The sequence below is a fragment of the Acinetobacter sp. B51(2017) genome (assembly GCF_003711395.1).
In the GTDB taxonomy this organism is placed as follows: domain Bacteria; phylum Pseudomonadota; class Gammaproteobacteria; order Pseudomonadales; family Moraxellaceae; genus Acinetobacter.
In genome coordinates this window covers 59,961-75,831 of record NZ_PJRJ01000015.1, presented here as the reverse complement: position 1 = coordinate 75,831, position 15,871 = coordinate 59,961, and the positions used below count along the sequence as shown (strand labels likewise).

At 41.0% G+C, this 15,871-nt stretch carries 10 protein-coding genes; 7 read left to right on the top strand and 3 right to left on the bottom strand.

The annotated features are described in order from the left end of the window. The 4 genes from CYK47_RS09010 to CYK47_RS08995 form a co-directional block, all read left to right on the top strand. A partial coding sequence (locus CYK47_RS09010) for a cadherin-like domain-containing protein (RefSeq protein WP_164709172.1) occupies window positions 1-2,288 on the top strand: 2,288 nt, incomplete at its 5' end. Between the two features lie 336 nt (window positions 2,289-2,624). Beyond that, window positions 2,625-4,454 (top strand): dihydroxy-acid dehydratase, encoded by a 1,830-nt coding sequence (gene ilvD / locus CYK47_RS09005; protein WP_122900965.1) that lies wholly within the window; start codon window positions 2,625-2,627, stop codon window positions 4,452-4,454. 246 nt (window positions 4,455-4,700) lie between these two features. Next, window positions 4,701-6,008: a hypothetical protein gene (locus CYK47_RS09000; protein ID WP_122900963.1), complete on the top strand. Its 1,308-nt coding sequence runs from the start codon at window positions 4,701-4,703 to the stop codon at window positions 6,006-6,008. Continuing rightward, on the top strand, window positions 5,989-6,276 hold the full coding sequence (locus CYK47_RS08995) for a chorismate mutase (protein WP_122900959.1): 288 nt from the start codon (window positions 5,989-5,991) through the stop codon (window positions 6,274-6,276). Before CYK47_RS09000 ends, CYK47_RS08995 begins: the two co-directional genes overlap by 20 nt. 95 nt (window positions 6,277-6,371) lie before the next feature. On the opposite strand, the gene CYK47_RS08990 is transcribed toward CYK47_RS08995, so the two are convergent. Both CYK47_RS08990 and ppc read right to left on the bottom strand, forming a co-directional pair. Continuing rightward, window positions 6,372-7,667 (bottom strand): solute carrier family 23 protein, encoded by a 1,296-nt coding sequence (locus CYK47_RS08990; protein ID WP_122900975.1) that lies wholly within the window; start codon window positions 7,665-7,667, stop codon window positions 6,372-6,374. A 287-nt stretch (window positions 7,668-7,954) separates the two neighbouring features. Then, entirely contained in the window at window positions 7,955-10,642 is a 2,688-nt protein-coding gene (ppc, locus tag CYK47_RS08985) for a phosphoenolpyruvate carboxylase (protein WP_122900957.1), read from the bottom strand. 420 nt (window positions 10,643-11,062) lie between these two features. Between ppc and CYK47_RS08980 the strand changes: the two genes are divergently transcribed. From CYK47_RS08980 to dapB, 3 genes are all read left to right on the top strand, one after another. Further along, window positions 11,063-11,440: a hypothetical protein gene (locus CYK47_RS08980; RefSeq protein ID WP_122900955.1), complete on the top strand. Its 378-nt coding sequence runs from the start codon at window positions 11,063-11,065 to the stop codon at window positions 11,438-11,440. Window positions 11,441-11,544: 104 nt separating this feature from the next. Further along, window positions 11,545-12,666: a molecular chaperone DnaJ gene (gene dnaJ, locus CYK47_RS08975; protein WP_122900953.1), complete on the top strand. Its 1,122-nt coding sequence runs from the start codon at window positions 11,545-11,547 to the stop codon at window positions 12,664-12,666. Between the two features lie 125 nt (window positions 12,667-12,791). After that, the gene (gene dapB, locus CYK47_RS08970) at window positions 12,792-13,613 is read left to right on the top strand and encodes a 4-hydroxy-tetrahydrodipicolinate reductase (protein WP_122900951.1); all 822 of its coding nucleotides are present in this window, start codon (window positions 12,792-12,794) and stop codon (window positions 13,611-13,613) included. A gap of 50 nt (window positions 13,614-13,663) precedes the next feature. Here dapB and CYK47_RS08965 read toward each other — a convergent pair whose 3' ends face one another. Then, entirely contained in the window at window positions 13,664-15,853 is a 2,190-nt protein-coding gene (locus CYK47_RS08965; RefSeq protein WP_122900949.1) for a polysaccharide biosynthesis tyrosine autokinase, read from the bottom strand. Window positions 15,854-15,871: the final 18 nt, after the last annotated feature.

The window sequence follows — 15,871 nt, the reverse complement described above, 5'->3', positions numbered from 1 at the left end:
CAGTGAATGATGCGCCAGTTTCTGAAGACGATCAGATTGAAACTCCGGAAGATACGCCAATTACTGGCACTGTACCAGCGACAGATCCAGATGGTGATGATCTGACTTTTGTTGTGGGTGAACCACCAAAAAATGGTACGGTAACTGTTGATCCAGAGACAGGTGAATATACCTATACACCAAATCCAGACTATAACGGTCCAGATGAGTTTACGGTGGTGATTACGGACCCAGAAGGTGAAGAAACCACTTCAACGATTGTGGTCGATGTTACCCCTGTCAATGATCCGCCAGTGGCAGAAGATAATCAGCACACTACAGAAGAAGATGTTCCTGTAAATGGTCAAATTGATGCGGATGATGCTGATGGTGAGCCACTGACCTATGAAATTGGTGAAGCACCAAAAAATGGTACGGTAACGCTTGATCCACAGACAGGTGAATATACCTATACACCAAATCCAGACTATAACGGTCCAGATGAATTTACGGTGATTGTGACTGATCCAAATGGGGAAACGGATACTGCTACTGTGGTGATTGATATTACTCCAGTGAATGATGCGCCAGTTTCTGAAGACGATCAGATTGAAACTCCGGAAGATACGCCAATTACTGGCACTGTACCAGCGACAGATCCAGATGATGATGATCTGACTTTTGTTGTGGGTGAACCACCAAAAAATGGTACGGTAACTGTTGATCCAGAGACAGGTGAATACACCTATACACCAAATCCAGATTACAGTGGTCCAGATGAGTTTACGGTGGTGATTACGGACCCAGATGGTGAAGAAACTACTTCAACGATTGTTGTTGATGTACGTGCACAAGATGATAGTGAAATTGTATATCTGATGGAAGATAGTGGTGTTGTGACGTCATTTACACAAGATGACCCAAGCACAACGGGGCGTAGTATTGTTCGTACTAGCTTAATTGATGATGACGTAAAAAATGATCCAGGTATTCGTATCGATCATTTCCGCGTGGGTGATGATGAAACCATCTATCAACCAGGGCAAGAATATGTCATTCAAAACTATGGTACGATCCAAGTCAATGCCGATGGTACTTTTGCCTTTACCCCAGCCAAAGACTTCTATTCAGATGTCAATGGTCAAGAAATTTATGTGCCGCCAATCGTGCATTACACATTAGCGGATGATGCAGGTTTACGTGAAACTTCAACAGTTGCATTCCATGTTGAAGGTGAAAACGATGCGCCTGTGGCACTTGATACCTCAATCACAATTACCAACACACCGGCCGTTGAGTACTACTTTGACTTAGATGACTTTGATGTAAGTGATGTCGATCATGATATTACCGATATCACTTTATTAATTACCGAATTGCCAACTAATGGTGTACTGGAATATTTCAACCGTAATGCTTGGGTGAAAGTTCAAGTGGGTGACCGTATTAACTACTCTACAGTTGATGGCAACCGTATCCGCTATAAACCAAATGATAATGTGTCGAGTGAAACCTATGACTCATTTAAATTCCAACCGGATGATGGTGTATCTAGCAATGGTAAAGGCGAAATTACCACTTTAACGATTCGTTTACTTGAGCGTAGTGAGATTGAAAGTAGCAATGCAGTGGTTGAAGGTACTGAAGGGAATGACTTTATTACCGGTGCACAAGGCGTTAATCAGACTTTCTATGCTAAGCATGGTAATGATTTTATTTTTGCCGATGGAATTAATCCTTATGGCTTAAATTCTACAGCTTCAGGCATGGATGCAGTCATTGAGCATTTAAAAACGCAAAATGGTAATAAAGAGCCAGATGAGCGTGCGATTTTAGACTTTTTAAAACAGCATCCACAGTTCTTCCCAGAAACGGGTGGTAATGACATTATTTATGCGGGTGCAGGTAAAGATATGATCTTTGCTGGTGGTGGCGATGACATTATCTATGCCAGCCAAGGCAATGATTATGTGCATGCTGGTGCGGGAGCAGATACGCTGATTTATGACGTACTAACCTCAGAGTCTAACAATGCAGGGCATAGTACCGACACTTGGGACGACTTTGATGCCAGCGAAGATACCATTCAATTTGCACCTGGAGTCTTAGTCGGTATTACCCAAGAAAATGCGGCTGAATATATTGAATTAAGTTTTGATGCTGCAACGAATACGGTGACTCTATCGATTGATCGTGATGGTAAACAAAATGAGTTTGTTGGTTATCAGCCAATGTTGATTTTAGAGAATCAAAGCAGTGCATTAGATTTACAAAAACTGCTTGATGATGGCCGTATTGTATTTGGCTAATGATTCATTAAGGTTGAAAAAGCCAGCTTTCGAGCTGGCTTTTTTACAAGACTATAAAGCAATTATTATATAAATAAAATTTATGTAAAAAAGTAAAAATATTCATATAAGTTTTGTATTTTAAAGCTAATCTTCGGTTTATAGTAGATTTTAGATTTTTACTGTCTTGAATTATATTTTTAAGAATAAGTACTAGTCATCTATAGCAGAGACTGCTTTAATCATAGAGCAAGCGTATGATGAAAAATTATTCTGACTGATCTTAATTACAAGCAGTCTATTTAGCCAGAGTGAATTTTATTTCACCTCGAGCATAACATTTGTTGGAACTACACAATGCCTGACTATCGTTCAAAAACATCGACACACGGAAGAAATATGGCTGGTGCACGTGGCTTATGGCGTGCAACAGGGATGAAAGATGAAGATTTTGGCAAGCCAATTATTGCAGTCGTTAACTCATTTACTCAGTTTGTACCCGGTCACGTTCACCTTAAAGATTTAGGCCAACTGGTGGCACGTCAGATTGAACAAGCAGGCGGTGTAGCCAAAGAATTTAATACTATTGCAGTAGATGATGGTATTGCGATGGGTCATGACGGCATGCTGTATTCACTGCCATCGCGTGACTTAATTGCGGACTCAGTTGAATATATGGTCAATGCACACTGTGCAGATGCGATGGTGTGTATCTCAAACTGTGACAAAATTACACCTGGGATGTTAATGGCAGCAATGCGTCTCAACATTCCTGTGGTGTTTGTTTCAGGCGGCCCGATGGAAGCAGGTAAGGTAAAAGTACGCGGTGATGAACACGCGATTGACCTTGTTGATGCCATGATTGTTGCAGCAGATGACAACTTTACTGATGAAGAAGTTGCAGCTTATGAGCGTTCTGCGTGTCCAACATGTGGTTCTTGCTCGGGTATGTTTACTGCAAACTCAATGAACTGTTTAACAGAAGCATTAGGTTTATCTTTACCGGGTAATGGTTCAACACTTGCAACGCATGCAAACCGTAAAAAATTATTTGAGCGTGCGGGTCAATTGATTGTTGAAATCACAAAGCGCCATTACGAACAAAATGATTACAGCGTACTACCACGTAACATTGCCCCTAAAGCTGCGTATGAAAATGCTATGACTTTAGATATCGCGATGGGTGGTTCTACCAATACAGTACTGCATTTATTAGCAGCTGCGCATGAAGCAGAAGTTGATTTCACCATGGACGATATCGATCGTTTATCGCGTAAAGTGCCTGTACTGTGTAAAGTTGCCCCTGCGGTTAAAGATGTTCATATGGAAGATGTGCACCGTGCCGGCGGTATCATGTCGATCCTGGGTGAATTAGACCGTGCTGGTTTACTTGATACATCAGTACCAACCGTACATGAAAAAACCTTAAAAGATGCTTTAGATAAGTGGGACATTATCCGTACTGAAAATGAAGAGGTGTATAACTTCTTTAAATCAGCACCGGGCGGTGTACCAACACAAACGGCATTCTCGCAAGATCGTTACTACTCACGTCTTGATGGCGACCGTGAGAAAGGTGTGATTCGTAATGCAGAACATGCTTTCTCTCAAGATGGTGGTTTAGCAGTACTTTACGGTAACATCGCACTTGATGGTTGTATTGTCAAAACTGCCGGTGTAGATGACTCTATCCTTAAATTTAACGGTACAGCACGCGTATTTGAAAGCCAAGATGATGCAGTAGAAGCCATCTTAGGTGGTAAAATCGTGGCAGGTGATGTGGTTCTGATCCGTTACGAAGGTCCACAAGGTGGTCCGGGTATGCAAGAAATGCTGTATCCAACCAGCTACTTAAAATCGAAAGGTTTAGGTAAAGATTGTGCGCTGGTAACGGATGGTCGTTTCTCAGGTGGTTCATCAGGTCTTTCAATTGGTCACGTATCTCCAGAAGCGGCTGAAGGTGGTGCAATTGCGTTAGTTGAAGATGGCGACCGTATCGAAATTGATATTCCAAACCGTAGCATTCATTTAGCTGTGGCTGATGATGTATTAGCAGCGCGCCGTACAGCGCAAGAAGCCAAAGGTTGGAAGCCTGCAAAAGAGCGTCCGCGTAAAGTGTCTAAAGCACTTAGAGCGTATGCGAAGCATGCGACAAGTGCAGCTAAAGGCGCAGTTCGCGAGATCTAAGCTCTAGTCTGTTAAAAAGCACTCCTCATGGGGTGCTTTTTTACTCTTGTTGTTTGAGCCAATAGTAAGTTTTAATTGTTTAGCGCTGCATGGCATGCGGAAATTGTTGCTAAAGATTGAACATCAAGGCTGAACTTGCTATAAGTTTTGCTATGAGATTGAAATTATTATTTCATCGCAGCATGGCTTCACTGCTATGCTGTTTAAGTTTTAAGCTTGCACATCGTCTATTCTGAGGCTACTTTCATGTCACTGCTGCGCCGTTGGTTCGATCCCATCCGATCGAGCTGGTTTTATCAAAAACCGGTTCGCCAAGAGGTGCTACCTACGGATCAAGGCTTAACAATTTATTTACGTTTAGATGATGTATATAGCTATTTAGCTGCCCAGCAGTTGCCACAATTAGAAGAAATATTAACTGATGAAATGAAGCCGCTGAAAGTGGTGATTTCAAACCAAACGGCAAGTCCACCGAATGAGATGTCGGCACTCGAATGGCAGCAATACTGTTTAAATGATGCCAAGATTTTATCTAAGCAGCATCGTTTTAGTTTTCATGAGACACCTGAACAGCCCAATGCTGAGGCACTGCAACAAGCGGAAACCATCTTGCGACACACGCCCTTACGTGGTCAAGATTTCCTGTATTTAATGGAAGATGTGTTTCACATGCTGTGGCAAAAGCAGTATGGCAAATTGCGTACGTTGCATGCTATGGCCAGTCGCCATCATCAAGTGCAAAATTTTCCAGAACGTGTCTTTAACCAAACCCCAGTATTAAGTGCTTATTTTGAATTTGCTGATCGTAAATATCAGGCGGTTGATGATTTATTACGTTTGGCGCGTCGTTTAGAACAACAAAAACTGTTAACCGATAATCCAATTTTTTTAATTAATCATATTGAATGGCGTGAGCATTTAATTAGTGATGCCGAAGAACTCAATGAAATTCAGGCGCTTGATCCTGAGCTAGATTTATATATTGCGCTAGAAGACCCAATTTCTTGGTTGCTATTGGCTTATATTAAAGAAGAATTAGCAGATTATTATAATATTCAATTGAATATTTACCCACTTAGTTATCATGGTCGTGATCAATTTGACTGGAGTTTAGCAACGCGTTTGTCTAAGCGTAGTGAAGTGAAATTTACCCCGTTTTGTCGTCCTACTGCCGCGGCGAGCTTAGCGATGGCAGAGCTGTTTTATAGCGTACCTGCTGAACAACAGCTTGAAGCCATGTATGAGATTTTGCGTCAGGTGTGGACCAAGGGTAAAGACCCATCCTTTAAAACGCATTTTGATCAATTACGCCGTGATTTAAATATTGAGCAATTAACAGAACAAGATATTAGTTTACGTTTACAACAAAATGATATGTACTGTGAAATGAAGTCCCAGCCAAGCTTGCCAGTTCTGGAATTGCGTATTGCAGAACAAAGCTATGTTTTTAATAGCTTATATCGCGTTTGGATGATTGAAAGTATTTTTAGTAATGTGTTAGAAGAATTATATAAAAGTGAAAATGAAAGCGAAAATGAACAAAGAAAAACCTGAAACACTCGAACAAGCCCGCGCCAAAATTGATGCGATTGATACAGCATTGGTTGAGCTTTTGGCAAGCCGTCAATTTTATGTGGATCAAGCATTAAAATTTAAACGTAGCGGTTATGAACTACAATCGCCAGAACGTACCGAACAAGTGATTAATAAGGTGCGTGCTGAAGCAGAAGCCCATGCTTTAGACCCAGATTTAGTGGAACGAATTTATCAACAAGTCACTGAACATATTATTCGCCGTGAATTAAAAGAAATTCGTCCTTAAATCGAGTTTAAACAGTTTGGCTTAAGTTTATAGCGAGTGTTAGGGATCTGGCAAAAAAAAGCAGCCCTCGGGCTGCTAGAGTTTTTACAATTGCTTTATTTTTTATCTGCCAAACTAAATAGCCAATTTAAGAAAATCGCTGCTAAAGTTGCTGTACCAATACCACCTAAGTTGAAATCACCAAACTGTAGGGCAAAGTCACCTGTACCTAAAATAATCGCTACGGCAGCGACCATTAAATTTTTATTGGTTGAAAAGTCAACACGATGTTCAATCCAAATTTTAGCACCAGCTAAGGTAATCAGACCAAATACAACAATAGAAGCGCCCGTTAAAATTGCGGTTGGAATGGTTTGAATAATGGCACCAAACTTAGGCGATAAACCTAAGAAAATCGCAAATACGCCAGCAATTGCAAAAATTACCGTTGAATACACGCGAGTGACTGCCATCACGCCAATATTTTCACCATAGGTGGTCATCCCTGGCGCACCAACGCTACCTGCTAATGAGGTAGCTATACCATCGGCAACAAAAGCCTTACCAATATGTGGGTCAAGGTTTTCGCCTGTCATTGCACTCACTGCTTTAATATGACCTAAATTTTCCGCAACTAAAATTAAAGCTACAGGTGCAATAATCAAAATCGCATTCATACTAAATTCAGGCGCATGAAAAGCGGGGACACCAAACCATGCTGCTTGTTGTACAGGTAAAAAATTAATCGCTGTACCGTAGCCCATCACATTGGTGGCAATAAAATACACAAGATAAGAGAGAATTAAGCCCACTAATAAAAGTAGACGTTGCAACATTCCTTTAGTGAATACAGCAATCATGCCCATACATAAAATGGTCACCAAAGACATCCACATATTGAATTGATCACCTGCGACATTTTTCACCGTAGCTGGTGCTAAATGTAGACCAATGATCATAACTACCGAACCTGTAACTACAGGTGGCATGAGTTTTTCAATCCATCGAGTACCGGTTGCCATGACTAAAAAGCCACACAACATATAAAGGATACCGCAGGTGATAATACCGCCCGCAGCAAGACCAATATTGCTATTTATTCCACCAGCACCTGAGAAACCCGTTGCAGCAATCACCACCCCAATAAACGCAAAGCTTGAGCCCAAATAACTTGGGATACGACCACCCGTCAGGCAAAAAAACAGTAAGGTACAAATACCTGACATTAAAATTGCAAGATTCGGATCAAAGCCCATCAGCAATGGTGCAAGCACTGTTGCACCAAACATGGCAAAAGCATGCTGCACGCCAAGCATGATACTTTGAGCAGGAGGGAGATATTCTGTAGTACCAACTGGGCGTGCATCGATATCATCCGTAAACGGACGCCATTTAGGGAACCAATTGGTCATAAAATGTACACGCAATAGATAAATTGGACACATCATACGCTTATTTTCATAACTTTCTAGAGCTACGAGTAAAACTAATACTATGACTTTTCTTATGTTTTTACCGCTCGGTAAAAGTATAAAAACTAAAAACACCCCAAAATCAGTACATTAATTTAGTTTTTCTATATCAGTCGTACTTATAATCTTCTTTAATCATTCCTATAAAAAAAAGATGGGTTTGTTGTTTTATTAAGCAAAAAAAAGCACACCTGTTAGGTGTGCTAAAAATAGGGTAAATATTCCAATTAACCTGTATTACGTAAACCGGCTGCAATCCCTGCAATACTGACCATTAAAGCATGATCAACAGGGCTATGTTCGGCTTGGTTTTTGGCTAAATAATCACGGCGACGCTTCATGAGTTCTGCTTGTAATAGATGTAGCGGTAAGAGATAAGGCTTACGCACTTTCATAGATTGATCCAGTACATCATTAGTACTTAAAAGTTTTGATTCACCTTTAAGACTTAAGAGAGTATCCACGGCATCACGTAAGCGTTGACGTAATTCTTCGCCTAAGATCTTTAGATTTTCATCTTCAGTTAAGTGTGATTCGTAATACAGTGCAATATTGCCATCGGCTTTAGACAAGACCATTTCTAGCATATCAATTAAAGTTTGGAAATATGGCCATTGTTCGAGCATCTCATCGAGTAAGGCTTTTTGACCTTGTTCGGTAACTTGGTTAATGGCAGCACCTGTTCCTAGCCATGCGGGTAACATTAAGCGAATTTGCGTCCAAGCAAAAACCCAAGGAATAGCACGTAAGGATTCAATGCCACCACTGACTTTACGTTTGGCAGGGCGTGAGCCAAGTGGCAGCATTTGTAATTCAAGTTCAGGCGTTACTGTACGTAGATATTTTACAAAATGTGGATTCTCACGCACGGTTTGACGATACACCTGTACCGATAAATCGGTCATTTTATGCATGAGTTCACGCCATTCATCTTTAGGTACTGGCGGTGGTAATAAAGTTGCTTCTAAGGTAGCAGCGGTATAGACCTCAAGGTTTTGCAGGGCAATACCTTCTAAACCAAACTTAAAGCGAATCATCTCCCCTTGTTCAGTGACACGAATCGCACCAGAAATAGAACCTGGTGGCTGTGAGAATAAGGCTTGCTGCGTTGGTGCACCACCACGGCTGATTGAACCACCACGACCATGGAACAGGGTTAGCTGTACACCGTGATCTTTGGCAATTGCGGTTAATTCTTCTTGCGCGCGGTATTGCGCCCAGTTGGCTGACATAAAACCTGCATCTTTGGCTGAATCTGAGTAGCCAATCATCACTTCATGTTTGCCTTGGATATGCTGTTTATACCAATGCATATTAAATAAGGTCTGCATGGTAGTGGCTGCGCCATCTAAATCTTTTAAGGTTTCAAACAACGGCACGACACGTAGCGCTTTTTTAATGCCCGCTTCTTTTTGCAGTAATAGCACTGCTAGAACATCACTTGGGTATTCTGCCATGGAAATGATATATGCACCTAAAGATTCGCTTGGCTGTTCAGCCAATGTGCGCATAGTGGCAAATACTTCTTGTACATCTGGATGTTCAATTAGGCTTTGCGCAGGTTCATTTAAATGTTTAGGCAATAGCGGACGTTTGCTTTGCAATTCTTGTAATAAGAAGTTCTGACGCGCTTGTTCGGTCCATGTTTCAAAATTGCCTAAACCTAGATATTCGGTAATGGCAGAGATGGCTTGACGATGACGACCGGATTCTTGACGAATATCCAGTTTTAATAATTCAATCCCAAAGCAATTAACGCGATGGATAAAATCTAATAATTGTGCATTGGCAATCTCAGCTAAATTGCACTGCATAAGTGAGCGATGGCAGAGCAGTAACGGCGCGAGAATTTCTTCTTTACTGGTGATGACGCGTGCATCATCAATGACATCATTGCCTTGTAGTTTTTGTGCTAACCAATTGCGTGTGGCTTTTAAGCGATCACGAATGTCACGTAAGGCTTCGCGGTACGGTTCAGCATGATCATGTCCTAAAGATTGACGCAATTCAGCGCTACATTGTTGTAATGATAGTTCCCAACGCAGCGCTTCGATATCACGTAAATATAAATCAGCGGCTTTCCAACGTGATAACCACAATACTTCTTGGGTGATTTTATGGGTGACATTTGGGTTGCCGTCACGGTCACCACCCATCCAAGAGGCAAAACGCACAGGGGCAACATTTAAAGGTAAACTTGCACCGCAATGTTGCAGCACCATTTGATCCAGCTCACGGACAAATTTAGGCACTGCATTCCACAGGGTTTGTTCAATGGTGGTAAAGCCCCATTTGGCCTCATCCACAGGGGTTGGACGATGTTGACGAATTTCATCGGTTTGCCAAGCAGAGCACACCAATTGCTTAAGCTCGTTAAGCGTTGTTTCACGTTCCCGTGGAGTCAGTTTTTGTTGGTCAAATTTGGTTAAGCAATCATTAATACCATCATATTTTTGAATTAAGGTACGGCGGCTGACTTCGGTTGGGTGTGCGGTGAGCACTAATTCGATTTTAAGTTCGCAAATTTGCTTAAATAAGGTGTCGCTCGAAATTTGCTGGTCTTTAAATTTAGCAAATAAATGATCGAGTGGATTAGGCGATGGAGCATCGACATCAAATTCGCTTTGACGACGACTACGCACCACATGATATTGTTCAGCAATATTGGCAAAGTTTAAGAAATGGGTGAAAGCACGCGTGAGCGGTAAAATCTCATGGTCTTCTAAGCTAGATAGTAGCTGTTCGAGTTGTTTTTCTGCCTCAACTTGACCATCTCGTGCCCCTTTAGATAATGCACGAATCTGCTCAACCTGATTAAACAAATCTTGCCCTGCATGTTCTTTTAAAGTTTCACCTAATAGATTTCCAAGTAGGCGTACATCTTCACGCAGAGGAGCTGCAATTTGTTGAACCATGATGGTGTTCTCCCTTTCTTATTGTCATGACTATAACTTTATTCGGATGTCGAAAAAGCCTTGCCCCTACAAAAGTCGATAAAGCTTTGCTTATTTGTTGGACATTTTGCTGGTTAAAAATACCTTTTGAGTATTGTACTTGCCGATCTATAACGCCTGTTGGGTATAGATCAGGCAATATATAGCACAACTAGAAAAATAAATGGGTCTGACCACTGACATTGTTTTATAATTTGTTTAAGAGGCAATGGATATTTACTTTAAATTGGCATACTGATTTTGTTGCGATTTTTATGAATAATCGGATGCTAAATCAGAAAAATTTCAATATAGTAGCCGCTGATTCTTGCAACTCATCCGCCCATCGGCAAATAGGCGACATCGATAACAACAAGATGCCGTTTTCTGAGGTTCATCTAAATGGCTCAAGACGATTTAACCAAGCAACGTCGTATGATTGCGATGGCTTATGTACTGATGTTTTTAGCATTATTTAGCGTTATTACTGGTCTAGTGGCCTATTATTTAGCGCGTAATGTCACCCAAGCAGCCAGTACCGAAGTATGGCTGAATGCCCAAGCACTTTGGGTGATGCGTAGTACTTTACTGTATTTAATTTTAGCAGTATTCGCATCATTGTGGTTTATTCCTTTAAACTTCTTTTATTGGGACAGCTATCTTTGGGTCACTGCATGCACAGTGATTGGTGTGGTATTTGCCTTGATTGCATTTTTATATTTGTTGAACGCTTGGCTCAAAGGTGTTGGGCGTTTTATGAAAAACAAGCCTGTTTTCTAAAGCAAGCAATTTTTTTGTGGTCATGCCCTTGTAAAAGCTCAGTCTTACCCCAATTTCAGACCACAGTTCAGTATTTAATTATTCCGTGAGGAGCATCGCCTGCCATGGCTAAACGTGATTATTATGAGGTTTTAGGTGTCGCTAAAACCGCTAGTGATGATGAAATTAAAAAAGCCTACCGTAAGTTGGCGATGAAGTATCACCCAGACCGTAATCCAGACAATCCAGAAGCAGAAGAGAAGTTTAAAGAAGCTTCAGAAGCCTATGAAGTATTGTCAGATGGCGAAAAACGCAGCATGTACGACCGTATGGGCCATCAAGCCTTTGAAGGTGGTATGGGGGGCGGCGGCTTCGGCGGCGGTGGCTTTAGTGCAGAAGATATTTTTAGCCAGTTTGGCGATATTTTTGGTGGCGCGTTTGGCGGCGGCGGTAGTCGTCAGCAACAACGTCAACGCCGTGGCTCAGACTTACGCTATGTGATGGAACTCACCCTTGAAGAAGCGGTGAAGGGCGTCAAGAAAACCATTACTTTTACCGCACCTGCACCATGTGAACCATGTGGCGGTAAAGGCTCACAAACACCAAATGATGTTGAAACTTGTAAGACCTGTCATGGTTCGGGTCAAGTGCGTATGCAGCAAGGTTTCTTTGCGGTACAGCAAACTTGTAGCACTTGTCGTGGTCAAGGTAAGATCATTAAAAACCCATGTAAATCGTGTCATGGTTCAGGTGTTGCAGATCGTCAGCAAACCTTAGAAGTGACGATTCCTGCTGGTGTAGATAACGGTGATCGCGTACGTTTAAGCGGTAAAGGTGAAGCCATCCGTGATGGTCAATCAGGTGATCTATATGTAGAAGTACAAGTGCGTGAGCATGAAATCTTCCAACGTGATGGCGCTGACCTGTATATGGATGTGCCGGTTTCAATTGCTGATGCAGCACTTGGTAAAGAAATTGAAATCCCAACCCTTGATGGTCGCGTGAGCTTAAAAGTGCCTGAAGGTACGCAAACGGGTAAATTATTCCGCTTACGTGGCAAGGGTGTAAAACCAGTGCGTCATAATATGCAAGGTGATTTACTGTGTCGTATTGTGGTGGAAACGCCAGTTAACTTAACTTCACGTCAACGTGAGTTACTCAAAGAGTTACAAGCCAGCTTTGAAGGTGAAGAAGGCAGTAAATCATCACCAAAGAAAAAATCATTCTTTGACCGCTTATTTGACTAAAAAGTTGTAGCAAAAGGCATCTTCGGATGCCTTTTTTTATGCGAAAAATTGCCTAATTTTTATGAGTTTTGGGCAAGAGTTTTGCTATAGTAAAGCGCATTAAAACGCAACATTAGGAAAATGTGATGTCAGCAACTCCACGTATTGGGATCTTGGGTGCCGGCGGTCGTATGGGCCGTATTTTAATTCAAGCTGTGCAAGAAGCAGGCTACCAATTGGCTGCTGCGGTGGAACGTCCTGAAAGTAGTTTACTTGGTACAGATGCCGGTGAACTTGCAGGCGTAGGCACGCTTGGCGTAAAGGTTGTTGGCAATTTAGCTGATGTTGTAAAAGACTGTGATGTGGTGATTGACTTTACCGCGCCTGCTGCCACAGTTCAGCATTTAAAAATTTGCCGTGAACATGGTGTAGCAATTGTTATTGGTACTACAGGTATGAATGATGAGCAAAAAGCCTATTTAGAGGAGTCCGCTCAACATACGCCAGTGGTTTATGCAGCCAACTATTCAGTCGGTGTCAATGTGTCTATTAAACTGTTAGAACTGGCTTCTAAAGTGTTTGGCGATACAGTGGATATTGAAGTAATTGAAGCACATCATCGCCATAAAGTAGATGCACCATCAGGTACGGCATTAATGTGGGGTGAGGCGATTGCAGGCACTTTAGGTCGTGATTTAAAGCAAGATGCAGTTTACCATCGTGAAGGGCATACAGGCCCGCGTGAACGCCAAAGCATTGGCTTCCAAACCATTCGTGGTGGCGACATTGTAGGTGAACATACTGCAATGTTTATTGCAGATGGTGAACGTGTAGAAATTACCCATAAAGCCACGAATCGTATGAACTTTGCTTCAGGTGCAGTACGTGCTGCGGCTTGGGTGGTCGGTCGTGAAGCTAAAAAATACGATATGAAAGATGTGCTCGGTTTTAACGAGATTAATATCTAAATCTTAAGCATAAAAAACCCGCAAAATGCGGGTTTTTTTATGCAGCAAGTTTAATCATCATCTTTTTTAGAGGTATAGCTATAAGCATAGTTATAGCCATAACTTGAGCCAACTTCACGTTGTACATCATTTAACAGAATACCGTTGACTTTCACGCCCATTTGTTCAAAGCGATTGACAGTTAATTCAAGCTCTTTCATTTGTGTCTTGGCATAGCGTGCGATCACTAAATTAACACCAGTATATTGTGAAATGATCAAACTATCCGTCACTGCCAGTACAGGTGGTGTATCAATGATGACATGATCATATTGTGAAGAAAGCTCTTCCATCAAGCGTACAAATTGTTCTGAACCTAATAACTCAGAAGGATTAGTTGGGCTCTTACCGCGTGCTACAAAATCAAGATTCACAACTTCTGATTTTTGAATCAATTTTTCAGTTTCTACAACCTGTCCATTTAAATAGTTTGATAAGCCAATATCGTTATTTGAATCTTTAAAGTATTGGTGTAAATAACCACGGCGCATATCACCATCAATTAACAAGACACATTTACCACTTTGTGCCAAGATAGTCGCTAGGTTGACCGAAATAAATGATTTACCCACTTCAGGTGCTGGACCTGACACCATAATAATATTATTTTTGGCGTTGCCTAAGGCAAAGTGAATTGCAGTACGCATACTACGTAAGCTTTCAACCGCTAAGTCATCACTATTTTTAATGGCTAAAATAGGTAAGAATTTCTTTTTCTTAAGTAACTTAAAGTGACCTTCTTGAATGCTAGAACGTGGCACTGTTGCATAGACAGGTAAATCCAACTCAGTTTCAATTTGATCTGAATTTTTAACCCCAGAACGTAACATATTGCGTAATAGCGCGAGTAAAGTCCCTAAGAAAGCACCTAAGAATAAGCTTAAGATTAAGATTTGCAGTTTCTTTGGTGCAATTGGTTTAATTGGTGCGACCGCTTGGTCAATAATACGCACATTACCAATCTCACCTGCCTTAGCAATACGTAATTGTTGGTATGAGTTTAACAGTCCTGTATAAAGCTGTTGGCTCACTTCAACTTCACGATATAATTGTAAATAACGACGTTGTAAATCTGGCAGTTGTTTAAGCGTTGCTTCTAAATCACTGATGCGTTGCGTTACAACACCGAGCTGTGCATTAATTTCTTGCATAGCTGGATGTTCATTGGTGTATTTAGCAGATAGCTCAGCTTGACGTTGTTGCAGCTGTGCTTTTTGTTGCTCTAAAGTTATGCTTTGACTTAAATACAGCTCAGACTCTTTGGTGACATCTACTGTATTTGATTGCTCACGGAAACTGTTAAAGGCACGTTCAGCGCTGTCGAGTTTATCTTTTAATTCTGGTAACTGCTCATCTAAGAAACTTAAGGTTTGTGCAGTTTCTGCCGAACGACGTTCAATATTTTGCTTGCTATAGGCGGCCAAAATCTCGTTTAAAATACGGGTGATTTGTGCTTTATCTTGACCTTGATAATTTAAGCCTAAAATACCCGTCAGTTTACCTTTTTCAGCCACAGAATAATTGGCTGTTAAGCGATCCATAGCAGCAGGTAAAGACAGTTTTCTAATCTGATAACTATCATTAATTTGATCTTGGCTATAAATGGCAATATTCCATAAGCCATATTCAGAGCTAATTTGATTATTTTGATTCAGCTTACCGTTAATTAAAATTTGCTGGGTTTTAACATCACTTAAACTAAAATTTTGACCATCAATATTTAAAATTAAGTTCTGGTCGACAAAATGTGCTGGAACATTGAATTGGCGCACATTAAAACTTTGCTCATTATCCCGAAAGATAACTGTATCTTTATAATGTTCAGTTTTATACAGATGTTCTTTAGTTAAGCGATCAATAAAGCCATTTTGTAAACCTTGGATATTTAAATCGAGATTTAGATCTTGAATCACAGAGCCTAATACTAAACGCGATTTTAAGATTTCGATTTCAGCTTGTGCTGGCTGCTTTTGATCGACCATATCGGACAGATCACCCAATAAAGCCGCTGAAGCCCCTTTACTTTCTTCAACTTGAACTAAGGCATTGACCGCGTAAGTATCAGGTGTAGTACGTAAATATAGTAGGGCACATACTAAACTTAAGATCGTGCATAGGGCGATTAATTTCCACTGGGCTATTAAAGAAAAGAATAGCTCTTTTAAATCAATCGTATCTTCCGTTTTGTCGCTTTGGCTCATAATCGTAAATTATCAAAA